The organism is Mycobacterium sp. Marseille-P9652 (assembly GCF_902652685.1).
Taxonomy (GTDB): domain Bacteria; phylum Actinomycetota; class Actinomycetes; order Mycobacteriales; family Mycobacteriaceae; genus Mycobacterium.
On record NZ_CACRUY010000001.1, the window covers coordinates 278,156 to 295,515 of the forward strand.

General features: G+C 70.7%; 17 protein-coding genes and 1 pseudogene. 13 read left to right on the forward strand and 5 right to left on the reverse strand.

What is annotated here, in order from left to right; all coding sequences use genetic code 11:
• The first annotated feature begins 31 nt into the window (after window positions 1-31).
• On the forward strand, window positions 32-703 hold the full coding sequence (locus tag GPY60_RS01125) for a GtrA family protein (RefSeq protein ID WP_156685712.1): 672 nt from the start codon (window positions 32-34) through the stop codon (window positions 701-703).
• Here GPY60_RS01125 and GPY60_RS01130 read toward each other — a convergent pair.
• Together GPY60_RS01130 and GPY60_RS01135 are read right to left on the reverse strand one after the other, a co-directional pair.
• Window positions 658-1,176, reverse strand: coding sequence for a PH domain-containing protein (locus tag GPY60_RS01130; protein ID WP_156685713.1), 519 nt, complete (start codon window positions 1,174-1,176; stop codon window positions 658-660). The two genes, GPY60_RS01125 and GPY60_RS01130, sit on opposite strands and share 46 nt — an antisense overlap.
• A gap of 72 nt (window positions 1,177-1,248) precedes the next feature.
• On the reverse strand, window positions 1,249-2,040 hold the full coding sequence (locus tag GPY60_RS01135) for a biotin--[acetyl-CoA-carboxylase] ligase (protein WP_156685714.1): 792 nt from the start codon (window positions 2,038-2,040) through the stop codon (window positions 1,249-1,251).
• Between the two features lie 52 nt (window positions 2,041-2,092).
• On the opposite strand from GPY60_RS01135, the gene GPY60_RS01140 reads away from it, so the two are divergent.
• The 7 genes and pseudogenes from GPY60_RS01140 to GPY60_RS01170 all read left to right on the forward strand — a co-directional run bounded on the left by GPY60_RS01140 (window position 2,093) and on the right by GPY60_RS01170 (window position 8,533).
• Window positions 2,093-3,733, forward strand: a complete 1,641-nt coding sequence (locus tag GPY60_RS01140) for an acyl-CoA carboxylase subunit beta (RefSeq protein WP_156685715.1) — start codon at window positions 2,093-2,095, stop codon at window positions 3,731-3,733.
• The gene (locus tag GPY60_RS01145; protein ID WP_156685716.1) at window positions 3,730-3,984 is read left to right on the forward strand and encodes an acyl-CoA carboxylase epsilon subunit; all 255 of its coding nucleotides are present in this window, start codon (window positions 3,730-3,732) and stop codon (window positions 3,982-3,984) included. Before GPY60_RS01140 ends, GPY60_RS01145 begins: the two co-directional genes overlap by 4 nt.
• A pseudogene (locus tag GPY60_RS01150) lies at window positions 3,981-4,604 on the forward strand (Maf family protein); the annotation flags it as partial. The gene GPY60_RS01145 and the pseudogene GPY60_RS01150, both read left to right, overlap by 4 nt.
• A 103-nt stretch (window positions 4,605-4,707) precedes the next feature.
• A complete protein-coding gene (locus tag GPY60_RS01155; RefSeq protein ID WP_156685718.1) occupies window positions 4,708-5,601 on the forward strand; it encodes a sulfurtransferase in 894 nt (297 codons plus the stop codon).
• Entirely contained in the window at window positions 5,598-6,017 is a 420-nt protein-coding gene (locus GPY60_RS01160) for a SufE family protein (RefSeq protein WP_156685719.1), read from the forward strand. Before GPY60_RS01155 ends, GPY60_RS01160 begins: the two co-directional genes overlap by 4 nt.
• A gap of 119 nt (window positions 6,018-6,136) precedes the next feature.
• The gene (locus tag GPY60_RS01165) at window positions 6,137-7,930 is read left to right on the forward strand and encodes an acetyl/propionyl/methylcrotonyl-CoA carboxylase subunit alpha (protein ID WP_156685720.1); all 1,794 of its coding nucleotides are present in this window, start codon (window positions 6,137-6,139) and stop codon (window positions 7,928-7,930) included.
• A 183-nt stretch (window positions 7,931-8,113) separates the two neighbouring features.
• Entirely contained in the window at window positions 8,114-8,533 is a 420-nt protein-coding gene (locus tag GPY60_RS01170; RefSeq protein ID WP_156685721.1) for an STAS domain-containing protein, read from the forward strand.
• Here GPY60_RS01170 and GPY60_RS01175 read toward each other — a convergent pair.
• Both GPY60_RS01175 and GPY60_RS01180 read right to left on the reverse strand, forming a co-directional pair.
• Window positions 8,504-9,292, reverse strand: coding sequence for an RNA polymerase sigma factor SigF (locus GPY60_RS01175; protein WP_156685722.1), 789 nt, complete (start codon window positions 9,290-9,292; stop codon window positions 8,504-8,506). The genes GPY60_RS01170 and GPY60_RS01175 overlap by 30 nt on opposite strands.
• Window positions 9,289-9,726 carry an ATP-binding protein gene (locus GPY60_RS01180; protein WP_156685723.1) on the reverse strand — a complete coding sequence of 146 codons (438 nt, stop codon included), beginning with the start codon at window positions 9,724-9,726 and terminating at the stop codon, window positions 9,289-9,291. Before GPY60_RS01180 ends, GPY60_RS01175 begins: the two co-directional genes overlap by 4 nt.
• 258 nt (window positions 9,727-9,984) lie before the next feature.
• Here GPY60_RS01180 and GPY60_RS01185 point away from each other — a divergent pair, with 258 nt between their 5' ends.
• On the forward strand, window positions 9,985-10,371 hold the full coding sequence (locus GPY60_RS01185) for a hypothetical protein (protein ID WP_156685724.1): 387 nt from the start codon (window positions 9,985-9,987) through the stop codon (window positions 10,369-10,371).
• 37 nt (window positions 10,372-10,408) lie between these two features.
• A complete protein-coding gene (gene usfY, locus GPY60_RS01190) occupies window positions 10,409-10,762 on the forward strand; it encodes a protein UsfY (protein WP_156685725.1) in 354 nt (117 codons plus the stop codon).
• Between the two features lie 12 nt (window positions 10,763-10,774).
• Here the strand turns inward: usfY and GPY60_RS01195 are convergent, their stop codons facing one another.
• Window positions 10,775-11,158: a hypothetical protein gene (locus GPY60_RS01195; protein WP_156685726.1), complete on the reverse strand. Its 384-nt coding sequence runs from the start codon at window positions 11,156-11,158 to the stop codon at window positions 10,775-10,777.
• 185 nt (window positions 11,159-11,343) lie between these two features.
• On the opposite strand from GPY60_RS01195, the gene GPY60_RS01200 reads away from it, so the two are divergent.
• Genes GPY60_RS01200 through nei2 form a run of 3 tightly spaced genes read left to right on the forward strand, consistent with a single transcriptional unit; the run spans window position 11,344 to window position 17,360 of the window.
• Entirely contained in the window at window positions 11,344-12,009 is a 666-nt protein-coding gene (locus tag GPY60_RS01200) for a TetR/AcrR family transcriptional regulator (protein ID WP_156685727.1), read from the forward strand.
• A 32-nt stretch (window positions 12,010-12,041) separates the two neighbouring features.
• Window positions 12,042-16,580 carry an ATP-dependent helicase gene (locus GPY60_RS01205; protein WP_156685728.1) on the forward strand — a complete coding sequence of 1,513 codons (4,539 nt, stop codon included), beginning with the start codon at window positions 12,042-12,044 and terminating at the stop codon, window positions 16,578-16,580.
• Between the two features lie 15 nt (window positions 16,581-16,595).
• Window positions 16,596-17,360, forward strand: a complete 765-nt coding sequence (gene nei2 / locus GPY60_RS01210) for an endonuclease VIII Nei2 (RefSeq protein ID WP_156685729.1) — start codon at window positions 16,596-16,598, stop codon at window positions 17,358-17,360.

Here is a 17,360-nt window from a genome sequence, read left to right on the forward strand (position 1 = left end):
GATTTTGTGTCCGTCCGTATGCTGACGTGTTGTGTCCTTCGCCGAAGCCGTCATAGCGCGTCTGCCCGAGGGCATTCAGCCGCTTCTGCTCCGCCACCGCGAACTGATCAAATTCGCCATTGTGGGCGGCACGACGTTCATCATCGACTCGGCGATTTTCTACACGCTCAAGCTGACGGTTCTGGAGTCCAAGCCGGTGACGGCCAAGGTGATCGCCGGCATCGTCGCGGTGATTGCTTCCTACGTCCTGAACCGGGAGTGGAGCTTCCGCGACCGCGGCGGCCGCGAGCGGCATCACGAGGCGCTGCTGTTCTTCGCGTTCAGCGGCGTGGGCGTGTTGCTGTCCATGGCGCCGCTGTGGTTCTCCAGCTACGTCCTCCAGCTGCGCGTGCCGACGGTGTCGCTGACCGTGGAAAACATCGCCGACTTCATCTCGGCCTACATCCTCGGCAACCTGATGCAGATGGCGTTCCGGTTCTGGGCGTTCCGGCGCTGGGTGTTCCCCGACGAGTTCGCCCGCAACCCCGACAAGGCGCTGGAGTCGGCGCTGACCGCCGGCGGCATCGCCGAGGTCTTCGAGGAAGCCCTGGAGGGCGAATTGGAGGACGGGAACGTCACCCTGCTGCGGGCCTGGCGCAACCGGGCCGGCAGGCGGGCTCAGCTGGGCGATTCCTCCGAACCCAGGGTGTCGAAAACCTCGTGATACAGCAGCGCGTGCACTTCGCGCAGCCGGGGAATGTCGTAAAACTCCAATGGGTCCTGTGACGCCGATTCGATAATCAGCGTCCCGGTCCGAAACATTCGCTCGAGAAGCCGGTCGCGGAATTCCACGCTGTTGATTCGCGCGAGCGGGATGTCGATTCCGGTGCGGGTCAGCACCCCGTGCCGGTACATCACGCGCCGGTTGGTGACGACGAAGTGGGTGGTCAGCCAGCTCAGGAACGGCCAGAGGGTCAGCCAGCCGACGATCACCAGCCAGATGCCCCAGATGACGCCGTGCAGGATGTTCTTCGCGATCTGCTCCCAGTGCGTCGAGTTGACGTAGCCCGACCCGAACGCCGCCAGCGCGGTCGTCAGCACGAGCACGACGACGGGCCAGATCAGGCGTTTCCAGTGGGGGTGGCGGTGGATGACCACCTGCTCGCCGGCGGCCAGGGCGTTGTCCGGATAGCTCACGGAGCGAAGCTACCTCGACGGTGGCGACCCGCCGCGCCCGGCTACGCCGCGCTTGCGATCGCCACTACGCTGCTAGCGCAGATGCACCACGTCACCAGCGGAAATCACGACGGATCCGTCGCCGGTGTCGAGCATCAGCCTGCCCTGGTCGTCGATGCCGGTGGCGGTCCCGACGATCTCCTTGCCGCCGGGCAGGTGCGCGCTCACGCGACCGCCGATCGTCAGGCTGCGGTCCCGGTAGTCGGCCGCCAGCTCCCAGTCGGCCCCACGGGCGGCCCGCCACGCGACGATCCGCCTGCCGAGTTCGGTCAGGATCGCGCGGACCAGCGCGTGCCGGTCCGGCTCCACCACTCCCAGATCGAGCAGGGACGTCGCCCCCATTCCCTCGGGTGCGTGAAAAACGTTGAGCCCCAGGCCGATCACCACGACGGGCCGCGACACCTCGGCGAGGATGCCGGCCAGCTTGCGGACCGAATCGGGGGGGCCGGCCAGCACGTCGTTGGGCCACTTGAGGCCGGCCCGGACGCCCGTGACGGCCTCGACCGCGTCGACGACCGCGACGCCCGTCGCCAGCGGTAGCCAACCCCAGCCGGCGACCGGGACGTCGACGACGCTCACGCCCACCGACATGGTGATCTGGGTCCGCACCCCGGCCGACCAGTCCCGGCCGTGCCGCCCGCGGCCGGCGGTCTGGTACTCGGCGATGAGGACCGCCCCGGCGACGTCGGCCCCGGCGGCCGCCCGGGCCAGCAGGTCGGCGTTGGTGGAGCCGGTCTGCTCGACGACGTCGAGCTGCCGCCAGCCCAGGCCGGTGCCGATCACCTCGGCGCGCAGCGCCGCCGCATCCAACCCCTCCAAGTCCATCACCGCCCAGCCTAGAAGGCGCCGCGAAACCCAGCCGATACCATCGACTCCCATGACAAGCGTTACCGACCACACCGCTGAGCCCGCTGCCGAGCACACCATCGACATCCACACCACCGCAGGCAAGCTGGCCGAGCTGCACAAGCGCCGCGAGGAGGCGCTGCACCCGGTGGGTGAGGAGGCGGTCGAGAAGGTCCACGCGAAGGGCAAGCTGACCGCGCGCGAACGCATCCTCGCCCTGCTCGACGAGGACTCGTTCGTCGAGCTCGACGCGCTGGCCCGGCACCGCAGCAAGAACTTCGGCCTGGAGAACAACCGCCCGCTCGGCGACGGCGTGATTACCGGCTACGGCACCATCGACGGTCGCGACGTCTGCATCTTCAGCCAGGACGCCACGGTGTTCGGCGGCAGCCTCGGCGAGGTGTACGGCGAGAAGATCGTCAAGGTCCAGGAGCTGGCGATCAAGACGGGCCGCCCGCTCATCGGCATCAACGACGGCGCCGGCGCCCGCATCCAGGAGGGCGTCGTCTCGCTCGGCCTCTACAGCCGGATCTTCCGCAACAACATCCTCGCCTCGGGCGTGATCCCCCAGATCTCGCTGATCATGGGCGCCGCGGCGGGCGGGCACGTCTACTCCCCCGCCCTCACCGACTTCGTGGTGATGGTCGACCAGACCAGCCAGATGTTCATCACCGGGCCCGACGTCATCAAGACCGTCACCGGCGAGGACGTCACCATGGAGGAGTTGGGCGGCGCGCACACGCACATGGCCAAGTCGGGCACCCTGCACTACGTCGCCTCGGGCGAGCAGGACGCCTTCGAGTGGGTCCGCGACCTGCTGAGCTACCTGCCGCCCAACAACGCCACCGACGCGCCGCGCTACGCCGTGCCCGCCCCGGAGGGCGCCATCGAGGAGAACCTCACCGAGGAGGACCTCGAGCTGGACACGCTGATCCCCGACTCGCCCAACCAGCCCTACGACATGCACGAGGTGATCACCCGCATCCTCGACGACGACGAGTTCCTGGAGATCCAGAACGGCTACGCGCAAAACATCGTCGTCGGGTTCGGTCGCATCGACGGCCGCCCGGTGGGGATCGTGGCCAACCAGCCCACGCAGTTCGCCGGCTGCCTGGACATCAACGCCTCGGAGAAGGCGGCCCGGTTCGTCCGCACCTGCGACTGCTTCAACATCCCGATCATCATGCTGGTGGACGTCCCGGGGTTCCTGCCGGGCACCGGCCAGGAGTACAACGGCATCATCCGCCGCGGCGCCAAGCTGCTCTACGCCTACGGCGAGGCCACGGTCCCGAAGATCACGGTGATCACCCGCAAGGCCTACGGCGGCGCGTATTGCGTCATGGGCTCCAAGGACATGGGCTGCGACGTCAACATCGCGTGGCCGACCGCCCAGATCGCGGTGATGGGCGCCTCGGGCGCCGTCGGCTTCGTCTACCGCAAGCAGCTCTCGGAGGCCGCCAAGGAGGGCAAGGACGTCGACGCGCTGCGGCTCGAGCTGCAGCAGGAGTACGAGGACACCCTGGTCAATCCGTACGTCGCCGCCGAGCGGGGCTACGTCGACGCCGTCATACCGCCGTCGCACACCCGCGGGTACATCGCGACGGCGCTGCGCCTGCTGGAACGGAAAGTCTCCCACCTGCCCCCGAAGAAGCACGGGAACATACCGCTATGAGCAACGAATCCGTCTCCGAGACAACCGAATCCGTGCACCACGCGCACGAGCCGCACATCCGGATCCTCAAGGGCAAGCCCACCGCCGCCGAGCTGGCCGCGCTGGTCGCGGTGCTGGGCAGCGCCGGCGGGGCGCCGGAGCCGGCGCAACCCGAGCGCACCCGCTGGGGAATGCCGGTGGACCGCTTGCGCTTTGCCATGTCCAACTGGCAGCGGATGACGATGCAGCAGATGATGCACATCAAGCAGTGACCCGGGTCGTGCTGGCGTCGGCCTCGGCCAGCCGGCTCAGGGTGCTGCGCCAAGCGGGCGTCGACCCGCTGGTCGTCGTCTCGGGCGTCGACGAGGACCTCCTCACGGCGCGCCTCGGCGCCGACGCGTCGCCCGACGACGTGGTCTGCGCCCTCGCGGCCGCCAAGGCCGAGCGGGTGGCCGGTGAGTTGGACATGCGCGTCGGTCGCGATTGCGTTGTAGTGGGCTGTGATTCGATGCTGTCCATCGACGACCGACTCTGCGGCAAGCCGGGAACGGCGGACGCCGCGGTGCGCCAGTGGCGCCTGATGGGCGGCCGGTCGGGGGTGCTGCACACCGGACACTGCCTGCTGCGCCTGTCCGACGGTGCCGTCACCCACCGCGAGGTGGAATCGGCTTGCACGACAGTGCATTTCGCGGTTCCGGACGAAGCGGACCTGCGGGCCTACGTAGCGCACGGCGAGCCGCTGGACGTGGCGGGCGGCTTCACGCTCGACGGGCTGGGCGGGTGGTTCGTCGACGGGATCGAGGGCGACCACTCCAACGTCATCGGGCTGAGCCTGCCGCTGCTGCGTCGCATGCTGGGCCGCGCCGGGTTGTCGGTGGCCGCGCTGTGGACCGGCGGACTAGCGCCGAGCGTCGACTTGTTGGGCGGTAACCCCGAAATTGCCGACCACAAGTCGACGTTGGGCGGGGCAGACGGGGGTGGGTAGGCTCGGAAGCGTGCCGCTACCACCCGATCCCGACCCCTCCCTCCTCGACTACGCCCACCCCGAACGGCTGGTCACCGCCGACTGGCTGTCGGCCAACATGGGTGCCCCCGGCCTGGCGATCGTCGAATCCGACGAGGACGTCCTGCTCTACGACATCGGCCACATCCCGGGCGCGGTCAAGATCGACTGGCACACCGACCTCAACGACCCGCGGGTCCGGGACTACATCGACGGCGCGCGGTTCGCCGACCTGATGAACCGTAAGGGCATCGCCCGCGACGACACCGTGGTGATCTACGGCGACAAGAGCAACTGGTGGGCCGCCTACGCGCTGTGGGTGTTCACCCTGTTCGGCCACCCCGACGTGCGCCTGCTCAACGGCGGGCGCGACCTCTGGCTGAGCCAGGGCCGGGAGACCACCCTGGAGGTCCCGACCAGGACCAGCACCGGCTACCCCGTCGTCACCCGCAACGACGAGCCGATCCGGGCGTTCAAGGACGACGTGCTGGCCATCCTCGGCACGCAGCCGCTGATCGACGTCCGTTCGCCCGACGAGTACACCGGCAAGCGCACCCACATGCCGGAATATCCGGAGGAGGGCGTGCTGCGCGGGGGGCACATCCCCACCGCCCGGTCGATCCCGTGGGCCAGGGCGGTCGACGAGTCGGGGCGGTTCCGCACCCGCGCCGAGCTCGAGGAGCTGTACGGCTTCCTCGACCCCGACGACAAGACCGTCGTCTACTGCCGCATCGGGGAGCGCTCCAGCCACACCTGGTTCGTACTCACCCACCTGCTCGGCAAGCCCGGCGTGCGCAACTACGACGGGTCGTGGACCGAGTGGGGCAACACGGTGCGCACCCCGATCGTCGGCGGTGACCAGCCCGGAGACGCCCCGGCCCGATGAGCATGCCCGCGCCCCTGGCCGAGGTGGTGTCCGACTTCGCCGAGGTCGAGGGCCAGGACAAGCTCAAACTGCTGCTGGAGTTCGCCGACGAGCTGCCCGAGCTGCCCGCCGACCTCGCGCAGGCGGCGATGGAGCCGGTGCCCGAGTGCCAGACCCCGCTGTTCCTCCACGTCGACGCGACGAACCCGGACAGCGTGCGGCTGTACTTCAGCGCGCCGGCCGAGGCGCCGACCACCCGTGGCTTCGCGTCCATCCTGGCCGCCGGCCTGGACGGGCAACCGGCCGCCGACATCCTGGCGGTGCCCGAGGACTTCTACACCGACCTGGGCCTGGCCGCTCTGATCAGCCCGCTGCGGTTGCGCGGCATGTCGGCGATGCTCGGCCGGATCAAGCGCCGATTGCGCGAGATGTCCTGATCGCAAAGGGGAATGGAGACCGGGTTTCGGCGCGTTCTGCGCGGCGCATAAACTCCGGTGAACAAGACTTGTAAGAAATTCTCTTAGAGACGACGACGTCCAGCCGATCAGGAGGCGCAGTGCCCACTCACGCCAGCTCGAGGATCTCCAAAGTGCTCGTCGCCAACCGGGGCGAGATCGCTGTCCGGGTGATCCGCGCGGCCCGCGACGCGGGGCTGCCAAGCGTGGCGGTGTACGCCGAGCCCGACGCCGACGCGCCGCACGTGCGCCTCGCCGACGAGGCCTTCGCCCTGGGGGGTCAGACGTCCGCCGAGTCGTACCTGGACTTCGCGAAGCTCCTGGACGCGGCCGAGAAGTCCGGCGCGAACGCGATCCACCCGGGCTACGGCTTCCTGAGCGAGAACGCCGACTTCGCCCAGGCGGTCATCGACGCCGGCCTGATCTGGATCGGGCCGAGCCCGCAGTCGATCCGCGACCTGGGTGACAAGGTCACCGCCCGGCACATCGCCGCCCGCGCGCAGGCCCCGCTGGTGCCCGGCACCCCGGACCCGGTGAAGGACGCCGCCGAGGTGGTGGCGTTCGCCGAGGAGTACGGCGTGCCGGTCGCCATCAAGGCCGCGTTCGGCGGCGGCGGCAAGGGCATGAAGGTCGCCCGCACCATCGAGGAGATCCCCGAGCTGTACGAGTCGGCCGTCCGCGAGGCGACGGCCGCGTTCGGCCGCGGCGAGTGCTTCGTCGAGCGCTACCTCGACAAGCCGCGCCACGTCGAGGCGCAGGTGATCGCCGACCAGCACGGCAACGTCGTCGTCGCCGGCACCCGCGACTGCTCGCTGCAGCGCCGTTTCCAGAAGCTGGTCGAGGAGGCGCCGGCGCCGTTCCTCACCGACGCGCAGCGCAAGGAGATCCACGAGTCGGCCAAGCGGATCTGCAAGGAGGCGCACTACTACGGCGCCGGGACCGTCGAATACCTCGTCGGCCAGGACGGGCTCATCTCGTTCCTGGAGGTCAACACCCGCCTGCAGGTCGAGCACCCGGTTACCGAGGAGACCGCCGGCATCGACCTGGTGCTCCAGCAGTTCAAGATCGCCAACGGCGAGAAGCTCGACATCACCGAGGACCCCACGCCGCGCGGGCACGCCATCGAGTTCCGGATCAACGGCGAGGACGCCGGCCGCAACTTCCTGCCGGCCCCCGGCCCGGTCACCAAGTTCCACCCGCCGGCCGGCCCGGGCGTCCGGCTGGACTCCGGCGTCGAGACGGGCTCGGTGATCGGCGGCCAGTTCGACTCGATGCTGGCCAAGCTCATCGTGTACGGCGCCGACCGCAACGAGGCGCTGGCCCGCGACCGCCGGGCGCTCGACGAGTTCGAGGTCGAGGGCCTGGCCACGGTCATCCCGTTCCACCGCGCCGTCGTCTCCGACCCGGCGTTCATCGGCGACGAGAACCGCTTCACGGTGCACACCCGCTGGATCGAGACCGAATGGAACAACACCGTCGAGCCGTTCACCGCCGGCGAACCGCTCGACGAGGACGACAACCGGCCCCGCCAGAAGGTGGTGGTCGAGGTCGACGGCCGCCGCCTCGAGGTCTCGCTGCCCGGCGACCTCGCCCTCACCAACGGCTCTGCCGATCCGGCCGGCGTCATCCGCAAGAAGCCGAAGCCGCGCAAGCGCGGGTCCCACTCCGGGGCGGCGGCCTCCGGTGACGCGGTGACCGCCCCCATGCAGGGCACCGTGGTCAAGGTCGCGGTCGAGGAGGGCCAGGAGGTCACCGCGGGCGACCTCGTGGTGGTGCTCGAGGCGATGAAGATGGAGAACCCGGTGACCGCCCACAAGGACGGCACGATCACCGGCCTCGCGGTCGAGGCGGGCGCCGCGATCACCCAGGGCACGGTGCTCGCGGAAATTAAGTAACTGACCTTGGGAAACGCTGGAATTGTTGTCGGCCCGAGCCACCGCGAGTAGGGTTCGGGGCAGGTTGAGTTCACAGCCATCCGGATAACGTCAGGACGCGGGGCAGGTGAACGCCCCGCCTTCGGCGCCATATGCGCCCGGCGTCATCCACAGCACACCCTCCTCTACTGATGGAGACGGACAATGTCTGTGGCTCAATCGTGGCAACACAGCCGCACGGCCCTCTTCAGCGCTCGCTGGGACCCGTCGGCCACCCTCATCACCGTGGACGGCGAACTCGACGCCGCCAACGCCGACGAGCTCGCCGGTTACGTGCAGCACAGCGCCAGCCGCGGCCGCCGGGTGATCCTGGACCTGCGCGGCTTGGACTTCATCGGCACGGCCGGCTTCTCGGCGCTGCACCGGATCAACGTCGTGTGCTCGGGCGCCCAGGTGGAGTGGGCGATGGTGCCCAGCCCCGCGGTGGCCCGGCTGCTGCGCATCTGCGATCCCGACGGCACCCTGCCGGTGACCAGCCCGGCGCAGGAGCCGCTGGTGCCCGCCGACCGGGCGACGCCGGCGCGGCCGGAAGACCTACTCCAGCTGGTCGCGCAGCCGCGCTAGCGACTTCGCCAGCAGCCGGGAGACGTGCATCTGCGAGATGCCGACCCGCTCGGCGATCTGCGTCTGGGTCATCGACTCGAAGAACCTGAGCACGAGGACCGTTCGCTCCCGCTCGGGGAGCGCCTCGAGCATGGGGCGCAGCGCCTCGCGGTCCTCGATCCGGTCGAGTCCGGTGTCCACGTCGCCCAGGGTGTCGGCGATGGCGCGCGCCTCGTCGTCGTCGCCGCCGCCCCCGCTGTCGATGGACAGGGTGTTGTAGGAGCTCCCCGCCACCAGGCCCTCGACCACCTCGGCGCGGTCCATGCCCAGCTCCGCGGCGAGTTCGGTGGCGGTGGGGGCCCGCCCGAGCCGCTGGGAGAGCTCGGCGGTCGCGGTGCCGAGCCGCAGGTGCAGTTCCTTGAGTCGCCGCGGGACCTTGACCGACCAGCTGTTGTCGCGGAAGTGGCGACGGACCTCGCCCATGATCGTGGGCACGGCGAACGAGACGAAGTCGGTGCCGGCCTGCACGTCGAAGCGGACCACCGCGTTGACCAGTCCCACCCGCGCCACCTGGACCAGGTCGTCGCGCGGTTCGCCGCGGCCCTCGAAGCGCCGGGCGATGTGGTCGGCCAGCGGCAGGCAGCGCTCGACGATCTTGTCCCGTTGACGCTGGAATTCCGACGAGTCGGCCGGAACCGAGGCCAGCTCGCGGAACATGTCCGGGACATCGGCATACTCGTTCGGCCGGGAGACCGAACCGCCGGCAGCTCTCGCTGTCACCTGCTGGAGGCCGCCCGTCGCGCCGTCAATTTGATGCCGAATACGCTGCCGCTCTCATTGGGCTCGCGGCCGTCGTGGAATGTCTGGACGTCGTCGGCCAGCGACGTGAGGACGTGCCAGCTGAAGCTGCCCGGCGCGACCACGTCGTGGGTGTCGCATGCCGCCGAAGCTTCGACGACGAGCTCGTCCTCGTGCGGGTCCACCACGACCACCAGCGTGGCGTCCGGGGTGGCCGAGCGGATCAGCCGGGTGCAGACCTCGTCGACGGCGAGCCGCAGATCGGCGACCGCGTCGAAGTCGAGGTCCTCGAAGGTGCCGATGGCGCCGACCAGCGTGCGCAGCATCGCCAGGTTCTCCAAGCGTGCCGCGACATGCAGTTCGACGGCGCGATGGCCCCGTTGACGCTTGTTGGCGCGCGATCCCGCATCGTTCATCTGGTCTCCCGGCAACGTTTGACTGACCCTACTACTGCTCTGCAACTCGCCGTGGACCGTAGGCTCCAATCGGTTGGTCATGACGGCCGCTTCCGCGCCGGCGCGCCCCGAAAACCATCGGGGGTCACGCTGGTCATATGGCTCGTTCCCGCGTCACGGCACTCATCATGGTCTAGACCTAGTACCCAAATGATCCTCCGAATAACCCCTCCAGAAAGTCGCTTAACAGTTGTTGGCCGGCGGCTTACAATCGGCAGCATGAAGCAAGCTCTGCTTCGAGCAGTTGCGCTTCTGGTCTGGTGGACGATCGGGCTGCTGGTGGCGGCCCGGGTGGTTCCCAACGTCTCGGTGTCGGTGGCCGGCGTCGTCGCCGCCGTGGTCCTGTTCTCACTGGCGCAAGCCGGTCTGTCGCTCTGGATAGTCAAGCTGCCCCACGCCTACGCATCGCTGTTACTCGGGGCGGTCGGGCTGGCGCTGACCCTCGCCGCGTTGATCGTTTCGTCGGGCATCACCCACGGGATCAACATCGCAGGCGTCGAATCCTGGATCGCCACAACGGTTTTGGTGTGGCTTATCACCACCATCGGGGCGATTTCACTGCCCGACGTGCTCGATCGCGATCCGGCTCGGCTCGATGTGACCTGATCGACGAAAAGGGCATCGACGGAAGGAGGGTGAAGCCATGGGCAGCAGGCATCGAGACCCGACGGATCATTTCCGGACGGTACTGCCGCACGCCGGCATCACGATGAAGGACAACCTGTACTGGCCCGGCTTCATCCTGCTTGCCGTCGCGGTGTCCGGGATGATCGGCGCGACGGTCACCGCCGCGTACCGGCACTACGAATGGCTTGCCACGACGACACTGGTGGCCGTGCTCGGAACGATCGCGGCAGCGATGTGGTTCGTCGTGGAGACCCGCCGCGTGCGCCGCATCGACGACCGGTGGTCCATCGCCGATGACACCGACAGCGCACTGTACCGGCGCGCAGCCACGCCCGACCCGACCCGAACCATCAGCGGTTCGGCGGGTTAGCCGGCTCAGTCCCTACAGCGCGAGCACCGGCCCGGCGATCGGGCCGACGCCCAGCGAGACCGTCAGCACCGTCAGCGTCAGGAGAAACCACCCGGCGCCATGCCACGCCCACCAGGTGCCCTCGGCCTTCCACACCCGGTAGGTGCGGAGGAACGCCCAGATCCCCGCCGCGAACAGGATGAGCGGGCTGCCCAGGGCGAGCATGGTGCGCTGCGGGGCGCCGCAGGCCACCGTGTCGACGCTGGTTCCCGGGCAGGTGCTGACCCAGAGGGCGGCCAGGATCAGGAAGCCGAGGCCGGCGACCGCGGCCAGGACGGCGAACCGGATGGCCGCGTGGACCTCGCGATCGTCCTCACCAAGACGGTCGCCGTGCGATCGCTCGTCTGCCCTGTGCATCGGTACCCCTCACGTCCGCCAACCCGCCCCATTCGGGCCGCTCCCCGGATTCATCGCTCGCCGGGCCGCTTTGGTTACCGCGCCTGCACCGGCGGGCCGCACATTTCGCAGCGCATACCCCGCGGCCAAACCCGATAAACGCGTCGGCGAAGTGCGGGTTTACCTGCATGAGTAGTATCTGACACATGCCGACAGCCAGGAGGCGGTTATCCCCCGAGGATCGACGCGCCGAGCTGCTCGCTCTGGGGGCAGAAGTTTTCGGGAAGCGACCGTACGACGAGGTCCGCATCGACGAGATCGCCGAGCGCGCCGGGGTGTCCCGCGCGCTCATGTACCACTACTTCCCCGACAAGCGCGCCTTCTTCGCGGCGGTGGTCAAGGACGAGGCCGACCGCCTGTTCGAGGCCACCAACAACCCGCCGCCCGCGGGCCTCACGATGTTCGAGGAAATCCGCATGGGCGTGCTGGCCTACATGGCCTATCACCAGTCGAACCCGGAAGCCGCGTGGGCGGCCTACGTCGGTCTCGGCCGGTCGGATCCGGTCCTGCTCGGGATCGACGAAGAGGCCAAGAACCGCCAGATGGAACACATCATGTCGCGCATCCACGAGGTGGTCAGCGGCATGGAGGACAACCGGGCTCTGCAGCCCGTCGTCGAGCGCGACCTGCGGGTGATCCTGCAAGGCTGGCTGTCGTTCACCTTCGAGATCTGCCGGCAGCGGATCATCGACCCGACCACCGACGCCGACCGGCTCGCCGACGCCTGCGCGCACGCGCTCCTGGACGCCATCTCCCGGGTACCGGAGATCCCGGAGGAGCTGGCGCACGCGATGGCCACCGCGCGGTTGTGATTCCTGTCGGTGCCGCTTGGCACCATGGTTAGGTGAGCACTACCGACCCGTTAACCCGGTTCAGCCCGGTCACCCGTGAGTGGTTCGCCAGCACCTTCGCCGCGCCGACCACAGCCCAGGAGCATGCCTGGGATGCGATCGCCGACGGTCACAACACGCTGGTGATCGCGCCGACCGGATCCGGCAAGACGCTGGCGGCGTTCCTGTGGGCCCTGGACAGCCTTTCCGGCGCGGCCGACCGGCCGGCCGGCACCCGCGTGCTCTATGTGTCCCCGCTCAAGGCGCTCGCGGTCGACGTCGAGCGCAACCTGCGCACGCCCCTGGCGGGCCTCACCCGCGTCGCCGAGCGCCGCGGCGTGCGGCCTCCGGCGATCAGCGTCGGGGTCCGCTCCGGCGACACGCCGCCCGCCGAGCGCCGGGCGCTCATCGCGCGGCCGCCCGACGTGCTGATCACCACCCCCGAGTCGCTGTTCCTCATGCTCACCTCCGCCGCGCGCGACACGCTCGCCGGCGTGCAGACCGTGATCGTCGACGAGATCCACGCGATCGCCGCCGGCAAGCGCGGCGCCCACCTGGCCCTGTCGCTCGAGCGGCTCGACGAACTGCGGGGCGGGCGCCCCGCCCAGCGCATCGGGCTGTCCGCGACCGTCCGCCCGCCCGAGGAACTCGCCCGGTTCCTGTCCGGGCAGCAGCCGACCACCATCGTCGCGCCGCAGTCCGCCAAGACGATCGACCTCGCGGTGCAGGTGCCGGTGCCCGACATGGCCAACCTCGCCGACAACAGCATCTGGCCGGACGTCGAGGCGCGGCTCGTCGACCTGATCGAGGCGCACAACTCCACGATCGTGTTCGCCAACTCCCGCCGCCTGGCCGAGCGGCTGACCGCCCGCCTCAACGAGATCCACGCCGAACGCAACGGCGCCGGGCCCGAGACGGACACCAACCCCAAGGTCGCCGGCGGCGCGCCGGCCCACCTCATGGGCTCGGGCCAGACCTACGGCGCCGAGCCGATCCTCGCGCGCGCCCACCACGGCTCGGTCAGCAAGGAGCAGCGCGCCATCGTCGAGGACGATCTCAAGCGCGGCCTGCTCAAGGCGGTGGTGGCCACGTCCAGCCTGGAGCTGGGGATCGACATGGGCGCGGTCGACCTGGTGATCCAGGTCGAGGCGCCGCCCTCGGTGGCCAGCGGGCTGCAGCGCATCGGCCGGGCGGGCCACCAGGTCGGCGAGGTCTCCCAGGGGGTGCTGTTCCCCAAGCACCGCACCGACCTGATCGGCTGCGCGGTGACCGTCCAGCGCATGCTGGCCGGCCAGATCGAGACCATGCGCGTGCCGGCCAACCCGCTCGACATCCTCGCGCAGCACACCGTCGCGGCGGCCGCGCTCGAGCCGCTCGACGCCGACCGCTGGTTCGACACCGTGCGCCGCAGCGCCCCGTTCGCGACGCTGCCGCGCAGCGTGTACGAGGCCACCCTGGACCTGCTGAGCGGCAAGTACCCGTCCACCGACTTCGCCGAGCTGCGCCCGCGGCTGGTCTACGACCGCGACACCGGCACGCTCACCGCGCGCCCCGGCGCGCAGCGGCTCGCCGTCACCTCCGGCGGCGCCATCCCCGACCGCGGGCTGTTCACGGTGTACCTGGCGACCGACTCCGAAAAGCCGTCGCGCGTGGGCGAACTCGACGAGGAGATGGTCTACGAGTCGCGGCCCGGTGACGTCATCTCGCTGGGCGCGACGAGCTGGCGGATCACCGAGATCACCCACGACCGGGTGCTGGTCATCCCCGCGCCGGGGCAGCCCGCGCGGCTGCCGTTCTGGCGCGGCGACGACGCCGGCCGCCCGGCCGAGCTGGGTGCGGCCCTGGGCGCCTTCACCGGCGAGCTGGCCGGGATGAAGCGGGAAGCATTCGACGCGCGCTGCGCCGCTTTGGGTTTCGACGCCTACGCCACCGACAACCTGTGGCGTCTGCTCGACGAGCAGCGGACGGCCGCCGGGGTGGTGCCCACCGACACCACGCTGCTGGTGGAGCGGTTCCGCGACGAGCTGGGCGACTGGCGGGTGATCCTGCACTCGCCGTACGGGCTGCGCGTTCACGGCCCGCTGGCGCTGGCCGTCGGCCGACGGCTGCGCGAACGCTACGGCATCGACGAGAAGCCCACCGCCTCCGACGACGGCATCGTGGTGCGGCTGCCCGACACGCTCGAGGAGACGCCGCCCGGTGCGGAGCTTTTCGTGTTCGACGCCGACGAGATCGACCCGGTGGTCACCGACGAGGTGGGCGGCTCGGCGCTGTTCGCGTCGCGGTTCCGCGAGTGCGCCGCCCGCGCCCTGCTGCTGCCGCGCCGGCACCCCGGCAAGCGCTCGCCGCTGTGGCAGCAGCGCCAGCGCGCGGCCCAACTGCTGGAGGTGGCCCGCCGCTACCCCGACTTCCCGGTGGTGCTGGAAACGATCCGCGAGTGCCTGCAGGACGTCTACGACGTCCCCGCCCTGGTCGAGCTGATGGCGGGCATCGCCTCGCGGCGGGTCCGGGTGCTCGAGGCCGAGACGGCGCGGCCGTCACCGTTCGCCGCCTCCCTGCTGTTCGGCTACGTCGGGGCGTTCATGTACGAGGGCGACTCCCCGCTGGCCGAGCGGCGGGCCGCGGCGCTCTCGCTGGACAGCACGCTGCTGGCCGAGCTGCTCGGCCGTGTCGAGTTGCGGGAGCTGCTCGACCCCGACATCATCGCCGCCACGAACCGGCAGCTCCAGCACCTGTCACCCGACCGTGCCGCCCGTGACGCCGAAGCGGTCGCCGACCTGCTGCGCCTTTTGGGCCCGCTGACCGAGGACGAGGTGGCCGCCCGGGCCGGCGGCGCCGATGTGGGCGGCTGGCTCGAGGGCCTGCGCGCCGCCCGCCGCGCGCTGACGGTGTCGTTCGCCGACCGCACCTGGTGGGTCGCCATCGAGGACATCGGGCGGCTGCGCGACGGCGTCGGCGTGGCGGTTCCGCTGGGCGTGCCGGCGACCTTCACGGCGGAGGTGGCCGACCCGCTGGGCGAGCTGCTGAGCCGCTACGCGCGCACCCGCACCCCGTTCACCACGGCCCAGGCCGCCGCCCGCTTCGGCCTCGGCGTGCGGGTGACGGCCGACGTGCTCGGTCGCCTTGCATCCGACGGCCGCCTGGTGCGCGGCGACTTCGTCACGGGCGCGGACGTGGCCGGCACCGGCAGTGAACAGTGGTGCGACGCCGAGGTGTTGCGCATCCTGCGGCGGCGCTCCCTGGCGGCGCTGCGCGCGCAGGTCGAGCCGGTCAGCACCGCCGCCTACGGCCGGTTCCTGCCGGCCTGGCACCGGGTGACCGACAGCGGCCACTCGGGCCTCGACGGGCTGATGTCGGTGATCGACCAGCTGGCCGGTGTCCGCATGCCGGCGTCGGCGATCGAGCCGCTGGTGCTGGGCCCGCGGGTGCGCGACTACTCCCCGGCCATGCTCGACGAGCTGCTCGCGACCGGCGAGGTCACCTGGTCGGGGTCCGGGTCGATCTCCGGCAGCGACGGCTGGGTCGCGCTACACGTCAGCGACTCGGCGCCGCTGACGCTGCCGCCGCTGACCCCGGAAATCGACCTCACCGACGCCCACCGCGCGATCCTGGAGACGCTCGCCGGCGGCGGCGCCTACTTCTTCCGGCAGCTCGCGCAGACCGGTGTCCCCGACTCCGAGCTCAAGGCGGCGCTCTGGGAACTGATCTGGGCCGGGCGCGTCACCGGCGACACGTTCGCCCCGGTCCGCGCCCTGCTGGGCGGCGGTGCGGCCCGCAAGCGCTCCGCGCCCGCGCACCGCGTGCAGCGCCCGCCCCGGCTGAGCCGGTACAGCGTCGCGCACGCCCAGCACCGCGCCGTCGACCCGACCGTCACCGGCCGGTGGTCGGCCGTGCCCACCCCCGAGCCGGACTCGACCGTGCGCGCCCACTTCCAGGCCGAGCTGCTGCTGGGCCGCCACGGCGTGCTCACCCGGGGCGCGGTGGCCGCCGAGAACGTGCCGGGCGGCTTCGCCACCCTCTACAAGGTGCTGAGCACCTTCGAGGACGCCGGCAGGTGCCAGCGCGGCTACTTCGTCGAGTCGCTCGGCGGGGCGCAGTTCGCGGTCGCGTCCACCGTCGACCGGCTGCGCGGGTTCTCCGACGGCGTCGACCCGGAGCGGCCGGAGTACCGGGCGGTGGTGCTGGCCGCCGCCGACCCCGCGAACCCTTACGGCGCCGCCCTGCCCTGGCCCGCGTCACCGGCGGACGGCGACGGCCCGGCGGCGCGGCCGGGCCGCAAGGCCGGCGCGCTGGTGGTGCTGGTGGACGGCAACCTGGCCTGGTTCCTGGAGCGCGGCGGCCGGTCGCTGCTCACCTTCACCGCCGACCCGGCCGCCTCCCGGGCGGCCGCCGCGGCGCTGGCCGACCTCGTTACGTCACGGCGCGTCGCCGCCATCCTCGTCGAACGCATCGACGGGTCCCCGGCGCTGCAGCCCGCGGGCGACTCCGACGCGCTGGCCGCGCTCGCCGACGCGGGCTTCGCCCGCACGCCCCGCGGGATGCGGCTCCGGTGAGCGCGCGGGGGCACCATGCCCGAGGGTGACACCGTCTGGCACACCGCCGCCGTGCTGCGCGAGCACCTCACCGGGCGCACGCTGACCCGCTGCGATGTCCGGGTGCCGAAGTTCGCCACCGTCGACCTCACCGGGCAGGTGGTGGACGAGGTGATCAGCCGGGGCAAGCACCTGTTCATCCGGGTCGGGACGGCGAGCATCCACTCGCACCTGAAGATGGACGGCAGCTGGCGGGTCGGCAACCGCCCGGTGCGGGTGGATCACCGCGCGCGGATCGTCCTGGAGGCCGGCCCGATCCGGGCCGTGGGCGTCGACCTGGGCGTCCTGGAGATCCTCGAGCGCGACCGCGACACCGAGGCCGTCGCGCACCTGGGACCCGACCTGCTGGGCCCCGACTGGGATCCCGTGCGCGCCGCGGCCAACCTGGTCGCGGACCACGCGCGGCCGCTCGGCGAGGCGCTGCTGGACCAGCGGGTGCTGGCCGGTGTGGGCAACGTCTACTGCAACGAATTGTGCTTCGTCAGCGGCCATTTGCCGACCGCCCCGGTGAGCGCGGTCACCGACCCGCGCCGGCTGGTTTCCCGCGCGCGGGACATGCTGTACCTGAACAGGTTTCGGTGGAACCGCTGCACCACCGGCGACACCAGGGCAGGACGGCAGCTGTGGGTCTACGGGCGCGCCGGGCAGCCGTGTCGTCGCTGCGGCACCCCCATCAGCTACGCCGAAGCCCGTGACTCCGGTGAGCGGGTGGCGTATTGGTGCCCGTCCTGCCAACATTGA

Excerpts from the sequence above, each read along its gene's own strand:
- GPY60_RS01135 (WP_156685714.1), bottom strand. The coding sequence starts at position 2,040 with ATGGACTTGGAGGGGTTGGATGCGGCGGCGCTGCGCGCCGAGGTGATC.
- GPY60_RS01140 (WP_156685715.1), top strand. The coding sequence starts at position 2,093 with ATGACAAGCGTTACCGACCACACCGCTGAGCCCGCTGCCGAGCACACC.
- GPY60_RS01145 (WP_156685716.1), top strand. The coding sequence starts at position 3,730 with ATGAGCAACGAATCCGTCTCCGAGACAACCGAATCCGTGCACCACGCG.
- GPY60_RS01160 (WP_156685719.1), top strand. The coding sequence starts at position 5,598 with ATGAGCATGCCCGCGCCCCTGGCCGAGGTGGTGTCCGACTTCGCCGAG.
- GPY60_RS01170 (WP_156685721.1), top strand. The coding sequence starts at position 8,114 with ATGTCTGTGGCTCAATCGTGGCAACACAGCCGCACGGCCCTCTTCAGC.
- GPY60_RS01180 (WP_156685723.1), bottom strand. The coding sequence starts at position 9,726 with ATGAACGATGCGGGATCGCGCGCCAACAAGCGTCAACGGGGCCATCGC.
- GPY60_RS01185 (WP_156685724.1), top strand. The coding sequence starts at position 9,985 with ATGAAGCAAGCTCTGCTTCGAGCAGTTGCGCTTCTGGTCTGGTGGACG.
- usfY (WP_156685725.1), top strand. The coding sequence starts at position 10,409 with ATGGGCAGCAGGCATCGAGACCCGACGGATCATTTCCGGACGGTACTG.
- GPY60_RS01195 (WP_156685726.1), bottom strand. The coding sequence starts at position 11,158 with ATGCACAGGGCAGACGAGCGATCGCACGGCGACCGTCTTGGTGAGGAC.
- GPY60_RS01200 (WP_156685727.1), top strand. The coding sequence starts at position 11,344 with ATGCCGACAGCCAGGAGGCGGTTATCCCCCGAGGATCGACGCGCCGAG.
- nei2 (WP_156685729.1), top strand. The coding sequence starts at position 16,596 with ATGCCCGAGGGTGACACCGTCTGGCACACCGCCGCCGTGCTGCGCGAG.